We start from the raw sequence: 20608 nt of genomic DNA, 5'->3' as shown, positions 1-20608 counted from the left end.
ACAAAATTAGTTACAAAAATAGGCAGATGAAATGCAAAAAGCTACTTCTTAAATACGAAGTAGCTTTTTGAGTTCTTTTGCATATGTCCGGCTAACAGGTACTTTTGATCCTTCTTTCATAATTAAATTATATGTAGAATTGAACCATGGTTGTATTTCCGTAATATGATTAATATTTGCAATAAAACTACGATGGACACGCATAAAACTTGCTTGTGGCAACTTCTTTTCCAAAATTACAAGTGTATCGTGTGTTACATACGTTTCTCTCATTGTTTTTACTGTCACTTTTCCATCCACAAGTCCTACATATATAATATCTTCAATATTCACAAGTACAATCGATTCCTCAATTGGTAATGCTAATTTATGCATCTCGGTCGTTACGTCTACACTCTTTACCTCTTGATTTGTTTCTAATTTTATTTGTTTTTGCTTTTTATATTTCTTTAATGTCTGTACGATACGTTCTTCATCAAATGGTTTTAAAATGTAGTCTAACGCGTCTACTTCAAATGCTTGCAGCGCATATTGATCATAGGCAGTAGCAAACACAATTGCAGGGGGATTTTTCATCTTCTTTAATATATTTGCGATTTCAAATCCGTTATCATCAGATAGCTGAATGTCTAGGAAAACAATATCTGGTTTGTTTTTCATTAATTCCTCTAATGCATCCTCTACACAATCTGCCTCACCAATTATCTCTACTTCTTTCGTTTGCTCTAATAAATACTTCAATTCATCACGTGCTAACATTTCATCGTCAACTACTAATACTTTTAACACTCCGTTCTTCCTCCCCTATTTTTTTAGGAATAACAAAAGTAATCTCTGTCCCCTCATTTAATTCACTTTCAATTTGAAGCATTGTCTCTTTCCCAAATAACCCGATAAGTCGTTCATTAATATTATATAAAGCTGTTCCAGTCCCTTTCTTTGACGACACTACCATTTTTCCTAATTGTTCTAAGCGTTCTTCCTCAATTCCTTGTCCATTATCTTTTACTTCGAAGTGAACCATGCCCCCTTTTTCAAAAACATGCACTTCTACTTCGCATACTGGCTGTTTCTTCGGAAAAGCATGTCGCAACGCATTTTCAACCAACAGTTGAAGAACAAATGGTGGTACTAATGTTGTCTTTAACTCTTCCTCAATATACATCTTTACTTCATACTTATTTGGGAATCTTGCTTGTTCTAGTGATAGGTATGCCTGTACATGGTTTAATTCTTGTTCTAGTGGAATCAACAACTGACGTGCCCCTTGCAAATTACAACGGAAATACACGCTAAGCTGCAATAATAACTTCCTTGCCTTTTCTACATCTGTTCGGCATAAAGCTGATACGGTATTAATTGCATTAAATAAAAAATGCGGATTGATTTGTGCTTGTAACGCTTTTATTTCGGCATCTTGCAATAACTTACTTTGTAACTCTGCTTCACCTAACTCAAGCTGCGTGGAAAATATTTTTGCTAACCCTTCTGCAAGTTCCTCTTCAACACGACTTAACTGGTTAGGGTTCTTGAAATACAGTTTTAATGTCCCCATCGTATTTTCATGTGAAGTTAATGGAATAACAATAGCTGCTTGCAAAGGACAGTCTTCATGTTGGCAATTAATAACCTCACGTGATTTCGCTTTCATTATTTTCCCTGTATGTAAAACCTCTTTCGATAAACCTGTTATTAAACTGTGTGAAGGAATATGATGATCTGATGCCAATCCAACGTGAGCTAATATTTTCTCTGTATCTGTTAAGGATACCGCATCTGTTCCCGTAAAGCGGTGAATAATTTGTGCCACATGTTTACAAGACTCTTCTGTTAATCCCCTGCGAAAATATGGTAATGTCTTATCAGCAATTCGTAATACTTTATGCGTTTGCAGAGCTTTCGCGTTTTCTTCCTGACGCAAAATAGCTTGTATCATTGAAAGTAAAATAAAACTTCCGAAACTATTTACAAGGATCATTGGTATCGCAATTGTTTTCACGATACTAATTCCATCCTCTACGATTAATAAGATCATAATCATTTCTAAAGAAACGATAAACACGCTTAAAATCGCTGAAAATTTAGGCGTAATTGCACGATTATATTTTTTGAAAATGTGTCCAATATACCCAGTTATAACACCTGCTAAAATTGAAGAGATTGCACAACTTAGCGCTGTCGTCCCGCCAAGCATATAACGGTGAATACCAGCAATCGATCCTACTCCAATTCCGACGATAGGACCACCAAGCAATCCACTAATTCCAACACCCATAATACGTGTATTCGCAATTGTACTAGATGACGAAACACCTTGTAGCCAATTTTCATTCATAATTGTATTCCCCGCAATTTCAATTCCCGTGTAATTGCTGACAATTGTAAACACTGAAAAAATACAAATAAGCTTAAGCTTATCTACATACCCATCTTGTCTATGAAGAAGGCGCCTGAACGTTCTAATATGAGAAAGTAAAAATCCTAAAATAACAATAAGTCCGACACGTTCAATCATCATAAGTACTAAATTTAGCATCTGTGATTCATTCCTTTTTATATGAGTTAGTTTTATTATGGGAAAATAATGAAGTGGGCGTCAAGAAGAATGCAATATCTTTTGAAATATTTTACACATAACTATCCCCTCTTTATTTGACAACCTAATAGAAGAGTGCTAAAAATAAAGTAATATAATACAGTCCTTTAACCCAACCCCGTGAGGTTGAGAAGGAAGTCGGAATATACTATACGTATGGTCTTTTTTAGAGATACGTATGCTTTTTTGGCCTTCTCATCATATCAGGTGAGAAGGCCTTTTGTTATTCTTCCATAGCGACTGTAGAAGAAAATAAGGAGGAGTAATGATGAACGTTACTACTGATGTACAATCAACAACAGAGGAAACGAAGGAGAAAAGATATAAAACATTGTTTGGTTCTGCGCTAGGATATGCAGCAGAAGGTTTAGATATGTTGCTCTTATCTTTCGTACTCGTCTACATTTTAAAAGAATTTCATTTAAGCCCTGTTGAAGGTGGAAACTTAACATTAGCTACCACAATAGGAATGCTAATCGGGTCTTATTTATTTGGATTTATTGCTGATTTATTTGGGCGTATCCGTACGATGGCCTTCACAATCTTACTATTCTCACTCGCAACAGCACTTATTTATTTCGCAACAGATTATTGGCAATTATTAATTCTTCGCTTTTTAGTTGGAATGGGGGTTGGTGGTGAATTCGGTATTGGAATGGCCATCGTAACTGAAACATGGTCTAAAGAAATGCGCGCTAAGGCGACATCCGTTGTTGCACTTGGATGGCAATTTGGCGTACTATTCGCTTCACTCCTTCCCGCATTTATCGTCCCGCATTTTGGATGGAGAGCTGTTTTCTTATTTGGACTCATTCCCGCTTTGTTAGCTGTTTACGTCCGCAAAAGTTTAAGTGAACCGAAAATATGGGAACAAAAACAACGATACAAAAAAGAATTGTTACAAAAAGAAGCTGAAGGTAATTTAACAACTACCGAGGCAGAACAACTAAAGCAAATGAAAAAGTTCCCACTTCGAAAGTTATTTGCCAATAAAAAAGTAACGATAACAACAATCGGTCTTATTATTATGTCATTCATCCAGAACTTCGGATATTATGGAATTTTCACATGGATGCCAACTATTTTAGCGAATAAATATAACTACACATTAGCAAAAGCGAGCGGTTGGATGTTCATCTCTACAATCGGCATGCTAATTGGAATTGCGACTTTTGGTATTCTAGCCGATAAAATTGGTCGCCGTAAAACTTTTACAATCTATTATGTCGGTGGTACTATATACTGTCTCATTTACTTCTTCTTATTCACAGACTCAACATCATTGTTATGGGGAAGTGCACTACTTGGATTCTTTGCCAATGGCATGATGGGGGGATTCGGAGCTGTTTTAGCTGAAAACTACCCTGCTGAAGCTCGCTCGACAGCCGAAAACTTTATTTTCGGTACAGGACGTGGGTTAGCTGGATTTGGACCTGTTATTATCGGCTTACTTGCTGCAGGTGGTAATTTAATGGGAGCACTATCTCTCATCTTCATTATTTATCCAATCGGTTTAGTTACAATGCTATTATGTGTCCCAGAGACGAAAGATAAAGTATTAGAATAGATTGAAACTGTACAGGGTACTATCTCCTTCGAGAAAAGTAGTTAAATAAATAGTAAAGAGGAAGCATCTCAAATGAAATGCTTCCTCTTCTTATATAAATACAATTATTTATTTTGATTTACTAGCTTTTTGGAACAAGAAGGAAGTTTTCTCTTCTTCTTTTACAATACCTTGTTTTAAGGCTAATTCCCCTGCAACTTTAGGCGCTAGCCATAGCATTGGGAATAACAGAATAGATACCGGAACAGCCGTCACTACAATGAAGGATTGTAAGGCGTTAATACTTCCCTCACCCATATATAAAAGAATCGCCGCAACTGCGACCATAATAAGCGACCAAAAAACTCGCAAACTAATTCTAGGATCTCCATCTCCAGTCACTGCCATTGAAATTGAATAAGCCATTGAATCTCCTGTTGTCACTACAAATAAAATTGTTAATAAAAGAAATGCAGGTCCAATAATATTAGATAGTGGCAGTTGCTCTGTAATTGCAATCATAGCCGCTGGCATACCAGATTCACTTAATGCCACCGAGATAGAACCAGGATTCATTAACTCATAAAACACACCTGATCCCCCTAGTATAGTAAACCAAAACGTTGTAATAATAGGCGCAATAATTCCAATTGCAACGATGATTTCTCGGATTGTTCTTCCTCTTGAAATTCGGCTCACTAAAATTGCCATCATCGGTCCGTATCCAATAAACCATCCCCAGAAAAAGATTGTCCACGATCCTAACCAAGCCGTATCACCACGATATGTGCTCATGGGAATAAATTCATTTATATAAAATCCAAACGAAGAAACAAATGAATCGATAATAAATCCACCTGGTCCAAACAGTAATACGAATACCATTAATAAAACTGCTAACCTAACATTTAAATTACTTATAATTTGAATCCCTTTATCAATTCCCGTTACCGCAGATATAGTAGAAACAGCTACTACACAAACAATAATGGCTAATTGAGTAGTAAACACATCAGGAATGTTAAACAATGCTTGTAACCCATAACTTGCTTGTAGTCCTAAAAATCCGATTGGACCAATCGTCCCTGCAGCTACCGCAATAATGGCAAATACATCGATCATTGTTCCAAGCCAACTCTTTCGCAATCTCTCCCCAAAGATAGGATATAAAAGCGTTCGAGGTTTTAACGGCATATCTTTATGATAGTGCCCGTACATCATAACTACCGCACTAATTGTACCTAAAATCGTCCAAGCCAGGAAACCCCAGTGCATATAACTTTGTGCTAAAGCAGGCATTACCGCTTCTTGCGTCCCAGCAGTTATACCTTCATGTATTGGTGGCACCGTCATCAAATGGTACATCGGCTCTGCGGCTGCCCAAAAAACGCCACCTCCAGCAAGTAATGTAGACATAATAATAGCGAGCCATTTTGTCGTACTAATCTCAGGTTTTTCTAGCCCCCCAAGTTTAACTCTCCCATATTTTGAAAATGCCATACACATTGCAACAACAAATGTACCAATTAATAAAACTTGCCAAAAGGCACCAAAATATTTAATTGAAGCTGCAAAACTGCTATTAATGACTCCCTCTACGTAACTTTTATTTAAAATAACTGCAATTACAAATAATAAAAGTGAGCCACCACTAATAAGAAATACAGGCCAATCCGTTTTTCGACTCTTCATTCTCATTTACACTTCCTCCTTCCTCAGCAATCTAAAAAAACAACTTTATTATGTTTTATTGTTTACATCCAAAACACAATGATTATATAAGCATAATAATTTATCAATTTTCTACACACTTATGTTGTCCCTAAAAATATGCTAAATCCCTTATTTAAAAGAAAATTTCTATTCCTATTACATAAAAAAGCAAAACAAAAGACCTTATATTTCTATAAGGTCTTCGAAACAGAAATTTGATTATAACATAAGGAACTCCTTGGTTCAAAAAGCTCCTTCCAAAAATAACCGAGAGTAAAGGCTTCCATTTGCTACGTAACAGTAATTTAAAAAAATTATAATTTGCATAAAAAAACTATACTAAATATTATTTATGAAAGAAATTTGGCTTCAAAATTTCATTCGGATACGGTTTATGATAAATATGAGTGGTAGCTGGAGATAATGGCGGAATGAGCCACACCCAATTGCCCGTTACAACACGACCACAAGCTACTTCTTGCTTCTCAAATTGTTGAAATTGTTGTGCAGCAGTATGATGGTCAACAATACTAACTCCTTGTTTTTTAAAGGAATGTAACACAGCTACGTTTAATTCAATTAACGCCTTATCTTTCCATAACGTACCGTTTCTCGATGTATCGAGCTTCATCATCTCCGCAACAGCCGGCAGTAAATTATAACGATCATGATCCGCTAAGTTACGCGCCCCAATCTCCGTCCCCATATACCATCCATTGAATGGAGCAGCTGTATAGGAAATACCGCCAATTTCTAAGCGCATATCTGAAATCATTGGAACCCCATACCATTTTGCTCCTAAAGATGAGATTGGGTACTCTGGATGTTCAATTGGTACCTCTTTCACTTCTTTTTTAGGAATTTCTTTATATACAGGTTCTTTTCCATCGACAGAAAAAACAAGTGGCAATACATCAAAATTCGTACCTTCTCCTTGCCAGCCAAGTTCCTGGCAAAAATCCGTAAACGCAGTGGAATGAGAGTCACCAATCACTCCCATTTCTGTTTTATATCCTGCATATCGAATCAATTGGTGATTATAAATTCGTACATTATTTTCTTCACCTTGATATTGCTTAAAAATTGTAATTGTCGGTTTAACTTTCCCATCATTCGTTGCATATTTAATATGATGAATTAATGCATTGTATACACCTTCCTCATCATTTACTTCACGTGCATCTAATATGTGCATCTTACTCCAAAATAGTCTTCCAATACATCGATTACTATTGCGCCATGCCATTCGTGATCCATGAACAAGTTCTTCAAATGTATGCTCATACGTCCCCGTCTTCTCTATCTCAACTTGAATTTCTTTTATTCTCTCTTCTATGAATTGTTCTTTATTAAGCTCTTTATAGCAAACCGTAATAAAATGACTCGCTTCCTCTATTAATTGTTTCGTTTTACTCATAAACGATCTCCTTCTATTTCAACAAAACGTTACTACTTTACAGTATAAGCAAAAAGAATAAGAGTCACAAATGAAAGTCGAAGTGTTACTTTTATTGTAATATTTTTCAGAAAATTAAAGAGATTACTATTGACTTGTATAAAAAATAGGTGTATTTTTGACTCAGATAAATTATTTTTACCTAGACCAACTTTTTAATAAGAAAGGAGGGAATGTTATGTCTTCATTTCAATTGCCAAAGCTTTCATATGACTATGATGAACTAGAGCCATATATCGATAGCAACACGCTTTCTATTCATCATGGAAAGCACCATGCGGCATACGTAAATAACTTGAATGCCGTTTTAGAAAACTATACGGAATTACATAATAAACCTTTAGAAGAGTTACTATGTAATTTAGAAACTTTACCAAAAGAAATTGTTACAGCTGTCAGAAATAACGGTGGTGGACATTATTGTCATAGTCTTTTTTGGGAAGTGATGAGCCCGCGAGGTGGCGGCGAGCCTAATGGAGACGTTGCAAAAGTAATTGATTATTATTTCAATGCCTTTGACAACTTAAAAGATCAACTGTCCAAAGCAGCAATTAGCCGTTTTGGAAGTGGCTATGGGTGGCTTGTCCTTGATGGTGAAGAACTTACTGTTATAAGTACACCTAATCAAGATACACCTTTGCAAGAAGGTAAAATTCCATTACTCGTCATCGATGTATGGGAACATGCCTATTATTTAAAGTATCAAAATCGGCGTCCAGAATTTGTTACCAACTGGTGGCATACAGTGAACTGGGACCAAGTAAATGAAAAGTATTTACAAGCAATGCGATCACAAAAACATTAGTCGTGCGTATAAGGTAAGTTTGGTAATGTAAAATTAGTATTGTCGAAATCCTCCAGAATCCCCCGGATTGCCACCGGGGGATTTATGATTATTTCATTGCATGCATGTAATAACGTAATACTTGTTCTATTTCTATTTTCAATTCTCGGAACGGGAATCCTAATTCACTAGCTTTTCCATTATGTAATGTACGATTAATCACTTCATTATAAGGTGCTACATTATCTCCTACTTCTTGAACGAGTGCTTTTATTCCCGTATTTTCTTCTATGAAATGAATAACTTCTCGAGTAGAAACTACCCCGTTGCTACAAGCATTAATTGGCCCTTCTATGTCCTTCATCCCGCACCAAGCTAAAAATTCTCCTGCTTCTTTTTCATGTATAAATGATAACTCTCCATCTAGATCATTCACGGCGACAGGTTCTTGCTTCACAATATGTTCAACGTAAAATTGTAACCTTTTCGTATAATCGTTTTCTCCAATAACAACTGGAAAACGTACTGCAACAACTGGGAATGTTGCTTGTTGAAATGAAACCGCTTCGGCTAATCTCTTTCCTTCACTATAAGTAAAATCCTTCCTACCACCATACGTAATGGCATACTCGTACGGATTAAAGTTCTCTTCTAATAAGCCTAGTGCTGGCTCGTAAACAGCCATTGAAGATGTCATAATGTATTTCTTCGTTTTTCCTCGTAACACTCCACATACTATCTTCGCCGCATTCGAGCTATAGCATAAATTATCGTATACGATATCATAACTTTTATCTTCTAGACGCTCAGCTAGTTGTTTTTCGTCTTCTCTATCTACAATCAATCTGTTTACTACACTTCCAAAAGAATCTTCAGTAATGCCTCTCGTCGCAATCGTTACATCGTGTCCATCTTGCAAAAGTGCTTCTACTAAATGTTTACCAAAAAATCTTGTTCCCCCTAGCACCAATACTTTTTTCAACTTCATCATCCCCATTTTGATAAAATGTAAAATAATACCTCTCTATTATAACTGCTCATATATAAAAAGCATGGAATTCGTTTAACGATTCCATGCTTTTCTGCAGAAAATATATTAACGTACTCGATATTTATAAATACAATAACAGAAGTATAAAATAGAAATTACGGATACATAAACCCATAGTTCATATACGAATCCCTCTCCCCATACTCCCATAAAATAAAAGAGTGAAGGCAACGTCAATGTTACCCATGATTGTACGAAGGCAATTCTTCCAAGATATTGATTGATATTCTTCTTTTGTGTATTTAATACAAAGAATAAATACCAAAGTAATGCCCACATAAACCACGTTAATGCATTAACAACATCGTGAAATTGAACAAATGAAACAACCATATAGAATAAGGCAATAATTGCTACCCAAATACAAAACCAACCTAAACCGCTACTATCCATTCCTTTTATAAAGGTAACACCTACATATAAATAGGTTAATCCAAATAAGAAAGTAGCTGCATATGAATACACTGTCCAATTGCTTTGGTCAGAAATCATGATCAAATAGAACGGAATAATAATTTGTAGTGCACCCACAAATAAATTAAAAACACCCGCACTTTTCATCTCTGCTTTCCCTAATATAACAAGACTATTTAAAAATAAAGCTGCACCCGAAAGTAATAATCCTACGTACCCCATATATCCTCATGTGAAAACCTTACATTTTCACACTGTACCCTCCCCGTCTTGTAAAAATTATATTATTCCTTATTCTCCTTCTTACTTACAACTACATACGAAGTTTTTTCGAAAATAAGTCAGACTTCCTACCTTAAAAAACAATAGAAAAACCCTTTTCATACATTTCATACAGTAATGATGTCAATCAAAATATATCACGCAATAAAAACGCTTTCAATAATACGTAATTCAAGCAAAAAGCTAACAAGATTATTTGATTATAAACGCACTTTAACAATGATACAAGTATTGGAATACTTTTCAATAGAACCGGTTGCTATTCAAATGCTATGGTCAGTAATATTTTATTACATTCTCTTTCCTAAATTGAACATATTACTGACCTCAAGCAACATAATAAAGAAAACAATTTATTATATACATAAAATATCCTACAAATTAATAAGAGAATGCTTTACTAACTACCTTAAATCATTTGATAGCCGTTTTTATTATTTACCTGCCATCTCCAAGAATCTACACACATCTCTTCTAACCCATATTCTGCTTCCCATCCTAATTCTCGTTTCGCTTTAGATACATCAGCAAAACATACTGCTACATCACCAGGACGACGCCCTATCACTTTATAAGGTATTTTTTTACCTGAAACCTCCTCAAAAGCCTTTATCATCTCTAACACACTATACCCTTTACCTGTGCCAAGATTATATGCCTCTATTCCTTTCGTCTCAAGTACTTTCTCAAGTGCCTTTACATGTCCTTTTGCAAGGTCAACAACGTGAATATAATCACGGACACCTGTCCCGTCTTTTGTTGGATAGTCGTTTCCGAATATATTTAGTTCCTTTAATTTACCTACCGCCACCTGCGTTACATATGGCATTAAATTATTCGGAATCCCATTTGGATCTTCTCCAATACGACCACTTTTATGTGCTCCGAAGGGATTAAAATAACGAAGTAACGCAATACTCCATTCATCATCAGCTTTTGCCACATCACGCATAATTTGCTCAATCATTAATTTTGTTTGCCCATATGGATTTGTCACACTTAGTGGAAATTCTTCTGTAATTGGTGACGTTTTTGGAATTCCATATACAGTTGCAGATGAACTAAAAATAAACTTTTTAACATGATGTTTCTGCATCACATCACATAGTACGATTGTACTTATTATATTATTATAATAATATGTTAGAGGAATTGTAGTCGATTCCCCCACTGCTTTAAATCCAGCAAAATGTATAACCGCTTCAATATTATTTTTCAAAAAAATCTCATTCATTTTTTCACGATTTAAAACACTTTCTTTATAAAATTCAAATTGTTTTCCCGTTATTTCTTTTACTCGATTTAAGGACTCGATTGAACTATTTGAAAGATTATCTACGACTATAATTTTATAATTATTATTTAATAATTCTATACACGTATGACTACCAATATATCCTGCTCCACCTGTTATAAGTATCGCCATATATATAGTCCCCCACTTATTATTAATTATAAAATCTTATAACCTCAATACAAATCTATCCTACCACAAAAGACTGACAATTTAGAATATTTATTCCGAATTATTATTTATATAAAAAAGAGCCACATAACCTTTAAGTTATACAGCTCTTCAACATACGTATGTGTTTATATCTTTTTTTATTAATCAAGAAAAATAAAAATCACTCGAAAATTTGATATTGTTAAATTACGTAGCAATATACACTTAAAAAGTGGGCAAGGCTTCCCAATAACACGAACACGTGAAAAATTTCATGATGCCCCATATGTTTAAACTCTAACCATTTTGGCTTTGTTCCATAAATAAATCCACCGATTGTATAAAGAATGCCTCCAAGCACTAGAAGCACGATACCTCCTGCACTTAAGTTAGCAGCTAACGGTGCAAAGAACAGAACAATTAACCAGCCCATTGTAATATAAATTGCTGTTGATAACCATCTCGGGCAACTAAACCAAAACATTTTAAAAACAATACCACAAATGGCAGTTGCATAAACTAAACAAAATAATAATAAACCGTTTGCGGAATGTAATGTAATTAAACAAAATGGTGCATATGTACCTGCAATCAATATAAAAATCATAGAGTGATCAAGCTTCCGAAAGAAATAAATAACACGTTCACTGGCTACAACACTATGATATACAGCTGATGCTGTATACAGAACCATCATTCCGATACCAAACAAAATAATAGCTGTAATTGCCGCAAAAGATGGCATCTTAATAGAAACTTTTACAAGCATAGCTAATAATGCAATAAATGATAATACAGCTCCTCCCAAGTGGGTAAAAGCATTAACTGGTTCTCTTACATAAGCATTCATATATACACCCCTCATATAATTACATGTAGTTTTAATAACTACATGTAATTATATACACATTATTATTAGAGGTCAACATTTACAATTCATTTGTTTCGTAATACCATATTTAGAGATAAACTAAACATTATGCTCCACTAAGTTATAAAAGTGAGGGGTTCTACGTGGAAAATATAAATAAACTGCTTGAAACATTACATTTAGAAAAAAACATTACGCTTGAGGATATTCCAAATGTCGACTTGTATGTAGACCAGGTTGTCCAATTATTTGAAAATACTTATTCGGATACAACAAGAACCGATGATGAAAAAGTATTAACAAAAACAATGATTAACAATTACGCAAAAGGGAAACTGTTTATTCCAATCAAAAATAAAAAATACTCAAAAGAGCATATGATTTTAATCAGCTTAATTTATCAATTAAAAGGAGCCCTTTCCATTAATGACATAAAAAGCTCCTTAGAAAATATAAATGAATCCTTATTAAACGATGATTCATTCGAATTAAATACATTATATAAAGATTATCTTTCTCTTACCGAAAAAAACGTCGAAAGCTTTACACAAGACGTAAATAATCTTGTTTCAGAAGTAAGTGAAATTTCTTCCTTAGAAGATCCGAATCTAGAGAAATTTTTATTACTAACATCATTTGTGTCCATGAGTAATATGTATAGGCGCTTAGCTGAGAAGTTGATTGATGATTTAAAAGAATCTTAAATAAAAAAACTATCCACCTGTTATAGTGGATAGTTTTTTGTTTACTTAATTGCCTCATGAACTTTTAATTGTTTACCTTTTATCGTTGTATTTCTCATAACCTTTAAAACAAGTGGTCCTTTTCCGTTTAATATTTCAACATACGAAACATTATCTTGTATTGTAATAATACCTATATCATCAGCAGAAACACCTTGAATTTTAGCAATTGTACCAACGAAATCTACCGCCCTAATTTTCTTTTTCTTTCCGCCATTAAAGTACAATTTCATAATTCCTTTGTTTAGGTCTGCATTTTTATCTTGCTTTATAATTGGTTTAGCATATATTTTTTCTTCAAATACTGCTTTCTCTTTTATAACTTCTTCTTTTGAAGGTGCCAGTTCCTTTGGAATTTCAAATCCGATATATTCCTCGATCTCTTCTAAAAATCTATTTTCATAAGGCGTTATAAATGTAATAGCTTTTCCATTATTACCAGCTCGTCCCGTCCTTCCAGTACGGTGTACATAGCTTTCTTTTTCTAATGGAATATCGTAATTAATAACATGTGTAATATTATCAATATCAATTCCTCTCGCAGCTACATCAGTTGCTACTAAATAACGGAACTTTCCTTTTCTAAAATCATCCATAACTTCAAAACGATCTTCCTGCACCATACCACCGTGTATTTTGTCACAAGGATAATTAACTCGTTTTAGCTGTCTATATACATGGTCTACGTTTTCTTGTGTACGACAAAAAATAATGCAACTGTCTGGATTTTCAATCATAGTTACATCCTTAAGAAGTGAAAGCTTCTCTTCTTCCCTTACTTCAAAAAGGGTATGTTCAATTTTATCTGTTGTAATCCCAGCTGCTTTAATTTCAATATGAGTTGGTGCATTCATATATGTACGGGATAACTTTTCAATATCTTCCGGTAGGGTTGCTGAAAATAGCATTGTCATTCTTTTTGTAGGTAATTCATCAATAATTGCCTCTACTTGATCGATAAAGCCCATATTTAGCATTTCATCTGCTTCATCAATCACTAAATATTTCAATCGATCTAAAGAAAGGGTCCCTTTTTCAATATGATCCAACACACGTCCTGGGGTCCCCACTACAATATGCGTCTTTTGCTTTAACTCTAATTTTTGACGTGCAAATGGAGATTTACCATAAATTGCAGCAGCTTTAATTCTTTTGAATCGCCCTATATTCGTAATATCTTCTTTCACTTGAACAGCAAGTTCCCTCGTTGGTGTTAAAACTAATGCTTGTGGTTTATTCTCTTCCCACTCTACCATTTCACAAAGTGGTATTCCGAACGAAGCCGTTTTTCCACTTCCCGTTTGCGACTTTACAACAAGATCCTTCTTTTGCAATGCAACTGGAATAACCTCTCCTTGCACTTCTGTCGGATGCTCATATCCTAAACCAGTAAGTGCTCGTCTTACTTCTTTACTTAATGCATAATTACTAAAGCTTTTTTTACTCATATATTAACCTCATTTGATTTTATATTTAACCTATTATGTTCTTCATACCTCACTTTAGACTATAGTAAGATACTATATTAATCCACTGTTTTCAATTCGTTTCAACTTAAATTTATCTAAGTATAATTTTAAAATAGGAAAAGGCAGCCTTAATAATAAGTCTGCCCTATCTATACTGTATTCATTTTTACGGAACTAATTTTTTCACAACTGGTATTCTTTGCAATACTAACGTAATTACCAGACTAAGAACAATTGTAATCGTTACATTAATAGGTATTGCCAATATTGCATGTACACGCTCATTTACCTTAGGGAAAACCATGTACAACAAGTTATTTAATAAGAAGAAGTGAAGAATATAGATTCCAAGGCTTGCTTGATTTATAAAACGGAATAACAATGGTAATTCTCTTTCTGACTTTTGGAATGCATATTTGAAAAATATAAATAATCCAATCGCCATCAGTACAACACCTGGCGCAAAATATCCATACCAAAACTGCTCTAACTGTCCATTTGCTTTTACTGTATAGTAATATGTAATAAAGAATGTACTAATAAATCCTACAAGTCCTCCAATGTAAGAAATATTCCTCCATTTTTTCGAAATATCGTAATTGGATAAATAATAACCAAGTAAGAAATACCCTACATAATTTGTAACGTAAAATAATTCAATGTTAAAGTTGATAGGATAATAATATTTCACTAAATTGACTACAACAGATGCATATAGCCATAAAATTAAAAAGTATTCTATCTCTCTTTTTTTAGCGTTCTTCACAAAGATTTTCAGTAGAGGTGTAATTAAATATATCCCTACAATCATGTATAAGAACCATAAATGTCCCCCAATAGTATCCGTTAAAAAGTGCTTTATCCCTTGCTTTAAAGATGCCGGGAAATATCCTGCATATGCTCCATATGCATAAAATATAGCGCTCCAAGCTACAAAAGGTATAATTACTTTACTTGCACGCTTCTGTAAAAATTCCCCGACTGAAATATCTTTTGTACCCTTTAACAATAACGCTCCACTAATCATTACAAAAATCGGAACACTCGCACGTGAAATCGATTCAAACAAGTTACCAGCCATCCAGCGTGATGCGTTATTTGCATCTAACATAGAAACATAACCCGCAGAAACGTGAATTGTAACCACTGCGATCGTTGCTAATACACGCAACCAATCCATATATACTAAGCGCTTCATTAGCACCCCTCCTAAATTTACCTCTTTAACTTTTATTTCCCAAACATAATTTTACATCAAATAATACTATGTTTAAACACATTTTAATTACATGAACTTACAACATACGTAGCTAAACCTTAATTTTTAAATATAAATATGAAAACCTTTGACTTATGAGTGAAAATAATGTAAATTATCTTTTGGACGAACATTTTTAAACGAAATGAATAAAATATTCGTATTTTAGGGGTGTAAATGATGGAAAACGTATTCGACTATGAAGATATTCAATTAATTCCTGCGAAATGTATTGTAAACAGCCGCTCTGAATGTGATACAACTGTCACTTTAGGTAAACATAAATTTAAATTACCTGTCGTACCTGCAAATATGCAAACGATTATTGATGAAAGAATCGCAACTTATTTAGCTGAAAACAATTACTTCTATATCATGCATCGTTTCCAACCAGAGAAACGTATCTCATTCATTAGGGATATGCAATCACGTGGATTAATCGCTTCTATTAGCGTTGGTGTAAAAGAGGACGAGTATGAATTCGTACAACAATTAGCTGCTGAGCAACTTACACCTGAATACATCACGATTGATATTGCACACGGACATTCTAATGCTGTAATCAACATGATTCAACATATTAAGAAGCATTTACCAGAAAGCTTCGTTATCGCTGGAAACGTTGGGACTCCAGAAGCGGTAAGAGAATTAGAAAACGCTGGTGCTGACGCAACAAAAGTTGGTATTGGACCTGGTAAAGTTTGTATTACTAAAATTAAAACAGGTTTTGGAACTGGCGGTTGGCAACTAGCTGCACTTCGCTGGTGTGCAAAAGCTGCAAGTAAGCCAATTATCGCTGACGGTGGTATTCGTACACACGGCGACGTAGCTAAATCTATTCGATTTGGGGCGACTATGGTTATGATCGGTTCTCTATTCGCTGGTCATGAAGAGTCTCCAGGGGAAACAATCGAAAAAGACGGCAAACTTCATAAAGAGTACTTCGGTTCAGCTTCTGAATTCCAAAAAGGTGAGAAGAAAAACGTTGAAGGTAAGAAAATGTTCGTTGAGCATAAAGGTTCTTTAGAAGATACTTTAATCGAAATGGAACAAGATCTTCAATCTTCTATCTCTTACGCTGGTGGAACAAAATTAGACTCAATTCGTACTGTAGATTATGTAGTCGTGAAAAACTCTATTTTCAACGGTGATAAAGTATATTAATTTTTAAATTTAACTCGAAGGACAAGCATTTTTATGCTTGTCCTTCTTTTTCATACATAGAAATGTAAATTATTTTCATTTTACTGAATTTTCTATTATCATGTTTTTAGATACTTATAATAAGGGGGATATAACAAATGAAAAATGTAATTGAGAAACGCCATATTCGCACAGAAGTCCCTACTGAGCTAACATGGGACCTCTCTGATTTATACGAATCTGATAAAGAGTGGGAAACTGCATTACGTGTATTAACAAACGATATAAAAAAACTTGATGCGTTTAAAGGACAATTACACACTAGCCCCACTACCTTATTACATTGCCTACTTTTAGAAGAAGATCTTTTAATGGAGTTAACAAAACTATACTCATATGCAAATTTAAAAGAATCCACTGATCGTACAAATCCAATTATTCAAGCGAACTCTTCCAAAATTGCTGCTTTATGGACGAAAGTACATACTGCACTGTCCTTTATCCATAATGAAATCCTCTCATTCGACGAAGGAACAATTGAAAAATATTTAGCTGAAGAAACAAAACTCGAACCTTTCCGTAAATCATTACTAGACATCCTACAAAAAAGGCCGCACACGCTCTCTCCTGAAACAGAAGAAGCTCTTGCTGCACTTGGCGAAGTACATAGTTCTCCATACAAAATTTACGGTATGACTAAATTAGCCGATATGGATTTTACCTCCATACAAGACGAAAAAGGAAACGAACTCCCTGTATCATTTTCATTATTTGAAAGCAAATATGAGTTCTCTCCAAGCGTAGACATACGTAGAAAAGCATACTCATCATTTGTTTCCACCTTAAAACGATATAAGAATACAGTGGCAACAACATATGCTACTGAAGTAAAAAAACAAGTAACACTCTCTCGTTTACGCAAATTTGAATCTGTTACTCATATGCTTTTAGAACCTCAAAAAGTTCCACTTGAAATGTATAACAATCAACTTGATATTATTTATAAAGAATTAGCGCCTCATATGCGCCGTTTTGCAGATTTAAAAAAGAAAGTATTAGGACTCGATCAAATACTGTTCTGCGACTTACATGCACCTTTAGATCCCGAATTTAATCCAACCATCACATACAAGGAGGCTGGTAAATTAATTCAAGATTCTTTAAAGGTATTAGGCGATGAATATAGTTCCATTATCGAAAAAGGATTCAAAGAAAGATGGGTTGATCTTGCAGATAACGTAGGCAAATCCACCGGAGCATTTTGTTCAAGCCCATATGGTTCTCATCCATACATTTTAATTACATGGCAAAATACGATGCGTGGATGCTTCACATTAGCACATGAATTTGGCCATGCTGGTCATTTTTATTTAGCAAATAAAAACCAGCGTATTATGAATGTACGTCCATCTATGTACTTTGTTGAAGCACCATCTACAATGAATGAATTACTATTAGCCCAGCATTTATTAGCGACTACTGACGACAAGAGAATGCGCAGATGGGTGATTCTGCAACTACTTGGCACATATTATCATAACTTTGTTACTCACTTACTTGAGGGAGAATATCAAAGAAGAGTATATACCCTAGCAGAAGAAGGAGAAGCACTTACAGCTACAACTTTAACTGAAATAAAAACAAATGTACTTTCGACATTCTGGGGAAATTCTGTAGAAATTGACGAAGGTGCTGGCTTAACTTGGATGCGCCAACCTCATTATTATATGGGCTTATATTCTTACACCTATTCCGCAGGCCTCACTACATCTACTGCGGTAGCCCAAATGATTAAAGAGGAAGGGCAACCTGCCGTTGACCGCTGGTTAGATGTACTTCGCGCTGGTGGTACGATGAAACCACTTGAATTAATGAAACATGCCGGAGTCGATATGTCAAAACCAGATGCAATCCGCAGGGCTGTTTCTTACGTCGGTTCCTTAATTGATGAATTAGAACGCTCTTATCAAGAATAAAAAATAAGCCCTCGCTTTATGAGGGCTTGTTTCATATTTATTTTCCAAATCTTTTACGGTATCCACATTTCCTGCATAGCTCTTCGACTGCAACTCTTTTCGAAAATCCATCGACAATGTTTGTTGCTCTTTCACCTTCTATAATGTTAGAAAATGAGTCATTATTAATATTCCCAAGGTTAATAATCCCCTCACCATCTAAACAACAAGGAATAACTGTTCCGTTCGCTAAAATTCCAGCCTGATTACGAAGACCATGACAGAATCCTTTTCCATCATCCTCTTCTTCATGTAATGCCGGCCACTGGAATTCATAGTCTTGATTAATAAAGACACGTTCCGCAATTTTTATACCTTTTCCCGGTGTAAGCTTCTCTTCGATTTGATAAGATAGACCAAACTCATTTTCAATGATGGATAATAACTCTCTATTTTTTTGAATTTCAGCATTTGTTTTATTATCCTGCGTTAAATTCCATAATCTAAGTGAAACAATTAAATCTGATTGACTTGTCGCCTCTCTAATGAAGGAAAGTATACTTCTTACATAGCCCTCTTTATCTTGCGAACCTGGGTGTCCATCAAAACTGTGCAATGAAAAATTCATTTGTCTTAAAGCAGGCTTATTTAACAGTCTATGCCTTCTTTTATTAATTAACGTTCCGTTCGTTGTAATATTAACTTTAAACCCTTTTTCATGGCTTAAATCTAACAATTGATCTATTTTCGGATGGAGCAATGGCTCACCCTTCACGTGCAAATAAATGTAGTCTGTGTGAGGTTTAATTTGGTCTAATCTTTTAGCAAAATCCTCCACAGAAATGAATTGCTTCTGCCTTTCCGTCGGCGGACAAAAGCTGCACGCAAGATTACATACACTCGTAATCTCCAAGTAAAACTTTTTAAACTTCTTCACCTTTAATTCCTCACTTCTATGACTACTTATACTTTTCCCTCTTCATATTACAACACACTTTTTTAGAAATAGAAACATACTTATTTTAGGAAACCTTCGTACTACCTATTAATATTTAAAAGACCATCGGTGGTTTTTGCCCAATGGTCTTTTTTACTCTTTTTATATACAAAAAGTAATTTTATTTATGATACGGTTCCCCACGATTAATACGAAACGCTCTATACACTTGCTCAAGCAATACTAATCGCATTAATTGGTGTGGTAATGTCATCTTTGAAAAAGAAAGAGATTCGTTTGAACGCTTCATTACTTCTGAACTTAGTCCAAGTGATCCACCAATTACAAAGGCAACTTTACTCTTTCCATATGTAGCAAGACGATCTAAACTTACTGCAAATTCTTCTGATGATTTTTGTTTTCCTTCTATCGCTAACGCAATGACATGCGTATCGTCAGAAATTTTATCCAGTATACGTATACCTTCTTTTTCTTTTACAATTAACATTTCTGCTTCACTTAAATTTTCTGGCGCCTTTTCATCTGGCAATTCAATTACTTCTACTTTTGCGTATGCAGATAATCGTTTTAAGTATTCTGCTATACCTTGTTTTAAATATTTTTCTTTTAATTTCCCAATTGAAATAATCGAGATATTCACACTCATTCCCCACCTTACAAACATGTTATCCACACAACTTATCCACATATCCACAATTGTTACCCACATATTGTGTGAGAATCTGTGTTCGATACAACATATGTCGCCTTGTTTTGACAAAATTCACATGTTTTTTTCTCTTTTTCTGAGTTATCCACATTGTTGATAACCGGTGCAACTTCACACTCATCCACAATAATATCTAAAGCTAATTCAACATGTTCTAAACAACAAGGTAAATTCATATTCTTCACCTCACTTTTCTACAATAGAAAACAGGAG

At 34.6% G+C, this 20608-nt stretch carries 18 protein-coding genes; 5 read left to right on the top strand and 13 right to left on the bottom strand.

The window, feature by feature from the left end:
* Positions 1 to 48: 48 nt before the first annotated feature.
* Positions 49 to 789, bottom strand: coding sequence for a LytR/AlgR family response regulator transcription factor (locus tag QCI46_RS00260; RefSeq protein WP_048542820.1), 741 nt, complete (start codon positions 787 to 789; stop codon positions 49 to 51).
* The gene (gene lytS / locus QCI46_RS00255) at positions 767 to 2536 is read right to left on the bottom strand and encodes a two-component system sensor histidine kinase LytS (protein WP_353839351.1); all 1770 of its coding nucleotides are present in this window, start codon (positions 2534 to 2536) and stop codon (positions 767 to 769) included. Before lytS ends, QCI46_RS00260 begins: the two co-directional genes overlap by 23 nt.
* A 328-nt stretch (positions 2537 to 2864) precedes the next feature.
* Here lytS and QCI46_RS00250 point away from each other — a divergent pair, with 328 nt between their 5' ends.
* Positions 2865 to 4163, top strand: a complete 1299-nt coding sequence (locus QCI46_RS00250; protein ID WP_353841813.1) for an MFS transporter — start codon at positions 2865 to 2867, stop codon at positions 4161 to 4163.
* Positions 4164 to 4271: 108 nt separating this feature from the next.
* On the opposite strand, the gene QCI46_RS00245 is transcribed toward QCI46_RS00250, so the two are convergent.
* Positions 4272 to 5840, bottom strand: coding sequence for a BCCT family transporter (locus QCI46_RS00245; protein WP_353839350.1), 1569 nt, complete (start codon positions 5838 to 5840; stop codon positions 4272 to 4274).
* Between the two features lie 361 nt (positions 5841 to 6201).
* Positions 6202 to 7272, bottom strand: a complete 1071-nt coding sequence (locus tag QCI46_RS00240; RefSeq protein ID WP_353839349.1) for a nitric oxide synthase oxygenase — start codon at positions 7270 to 7272, stop codon at positions 6202 to 6204.
* A gap of 217 nt (positions 7273 to 7489) precedes the next feature.
* Here QCI46_RS00240 and sodA point away from each other — a divergent pair, with 217 nt between their 5' ends.
* Positions 7490 to 8116: a superoxide dismutase [Mn] gene (sodA, locus tag QCI46_RS00235; RefSeq protein WP_353839348.1), complete on the top strand. Its 627-nt coding sequence runs from the start codon at positions 7490 to 7492 to the stop codon at positions 8114 to 8116.
* Positions 8117 to 8204: 88 nt separating this feature from the next.
* On the opposite strand, the gene QCI46_RS00230 is transcribed toward sodA, so the two are convergent.
* The 4 genes from QCI46_RS00230 to trhA all read right to left on the bottom strand — a co-directional run bounded on the left by QCI46_RS00230 (position 8205) and on the right by trhA (position 12139).
* Positions 8205 to 9086, bottom strand: coding sequence for an NAD-dependent epimerase/dehydratase family protein (locus QCI46_RS00230; protein ID WP_353839347.1), 882 nt, complete (start codon positions 9084 to 9086; stop codon positions 8205 to 8207).
* Positions 9087 to 9191: 105 nt separating this feature from the next.
* On the bottom strand, positions 9192 to 9782 hold the full coding sequence (locus QCI46_RS00225) for an AmiS/UreI family transporter (protein WP_000542569.1): 591 nt from the start codon (positions 9780 to 9782) through the stop codon (positions 9192 to 9194).
* Between the two features lie 469 nt (positions 9783 to 10251).
* Positions 10252 to 11268 (bottom strand): UDP-glucose 4-epimerase GalE, encoded by a 1017-nt coding sequence (gene galE, locus QCI46_RS00220; protein WP_087981865.1) that lies wholly within the window; start codon positions 11266 to 11268, stop codon positions 10252 to 10254.
* A gap of 223 nt (positions 11269 to 11491) precedes the next feature.
* Positions 11492 to 12139 carry a PAQR family membrane homeostasis protein TrhA gene (gene trhA, locus QCI46_RS00215; protein ID WP_353839346.1) on the bottom strand — a complete coding sequence of 216 codons (648 nt, stop codon included), beginning with the start codon at positions 12137 to 12139 and terminating at the stop codon, positions 11492 to 11494.
* A gap of 164 nt (positions 12140 to 12303) precedes the next feature.
* On the opposite strand from trhA, the gene QCI46_RS00210 reads away from it, so the two are divergent.
* Positions 12304 to 12864, top strand: coding sequence for a DUF1836 domain-containing protein (locus QCI46_RS00210; RefSeq protein WP_088608190.1), 561 nt, complete (start codon positions 12304 to 12306; stop codon positions 12862 to 12864).
* A gap of 41 nt (positions 12865 to 12905) precedes the next feature.
* Here the strand turns inward: QCI46_RS00210 and dbpA are convergent, their stop codons facing one another.
* On the bottom strand, positions 12906 to 14351 hold the full coding sequence (gene dbpA / locus QCI46_RS00205) for an ATP-dependent RNA helicase DbpA (protein ID WP_353839345.1): 1446 nt from the start codon (positions 14349 to 14351) through the stop codon (positions 12906 to 12908).
* A 187-nt stretch (positions 14352 to 14538) separates the two neighbouring features.
* Entirely contained in the window at positions 14539 to 15570 is a 1032-nt protein-coding gene (locus QCI46_RS00200) for an acyltransferase (RefSeq protein ID WP_353839344.1), read from the bottom strand.
* A gap of 240 nt (positions 15571 to 15810) precedes the next feature.
* Here QCI46_RS00200 and guaC point away from each other — a divergent pair, with 240 nt between their 5' ends.
* Together guaC and pepF are read left to right on the top strand one after the other, a co-directional pair.
* Positions 15811 to 16794 (top strand): GMP reductase, encoded by a 984-nt coding sequence (gene guaC / locus QCI46_RS00195; RefSeq protein WP_327958530.1) that lies wholly within the window; start codon positions 15811 to 15813, stop codon positions 16792 to 16794.
* Between the two features lie 137 nt (positions 16795 to 16931).
* Entirely contained in the window at positions 16932 to 18749 is a 1818-nt protein-coding gene (pepF, locus tag QCI46_RS00190) for an oligoendopeptidase F (protein WP_327958529.1), read from the top strand.
* Positions 18750 to 18786: 37 nt separating this feature from the next.
* Here the strand turns inward: pepF and QCI46_RS00185 are convergent, their stop codons facing one another.
* The 3 genes from QCI46_RS00185 to QCI46_RS00175 all read right to left on the bottom strand — a co-directional run bounded on the left by QCI46_RS00185 (position 18787) and on the right by QCI46_RS00175 (position 20571).
* A complete protein-coding gene (locus QCI46_RS00185) occupies positions 18787 to 19665 on the bottom strand; it encodes a radical SAM/SPASM domain-containing protein (RefSeq protein ID WP_327958528.1) in 879 nt (292 codons plus the stop codon).
* A 181-nt stretch (positions 19666 to 19846) separates the two neighbouring features.
* Positions 19847 to 20326: a 23S rRNA (pseudouridine(1915)-N(3))-methyltransferase RlmH gene (rlmH, locus tag QCI46_RS00180; RefSeq protein ID WP_001027003.1), complete on the bottom strand. Its 480-nt coding sequence runs from the start codon at positions 20324 to 20326 to the stop codon at positions 19847 to 19849.
* A gap of 59 nt (positions 20327 to 20385) precedes the next feature.
* Entirely contained in the window at positions 20386 to 20571 is a 186-nt protein-coding gene (locus QCI46_RS00175) for a CxxH/CxxC protein (RefSeq protein WP_144534438.1), read from the bottom strand.
* Between the last annotated feature and the right edge of the window lie 37 nt (positions 20572 to 20608).

The organism is Bacillus cereus group sp. RP32 (assembly GCF_040459735.1).
GTDB classification, from domain to species: Bacteria; Bacillota; Bacilli; order Bacillales; family Bacillaceae_G; genus Bacillus_A; species Bacillus_A wiedmannii.
This window is presented reverse-complemented; position numbering and strand designations above follow the sequence as displayed.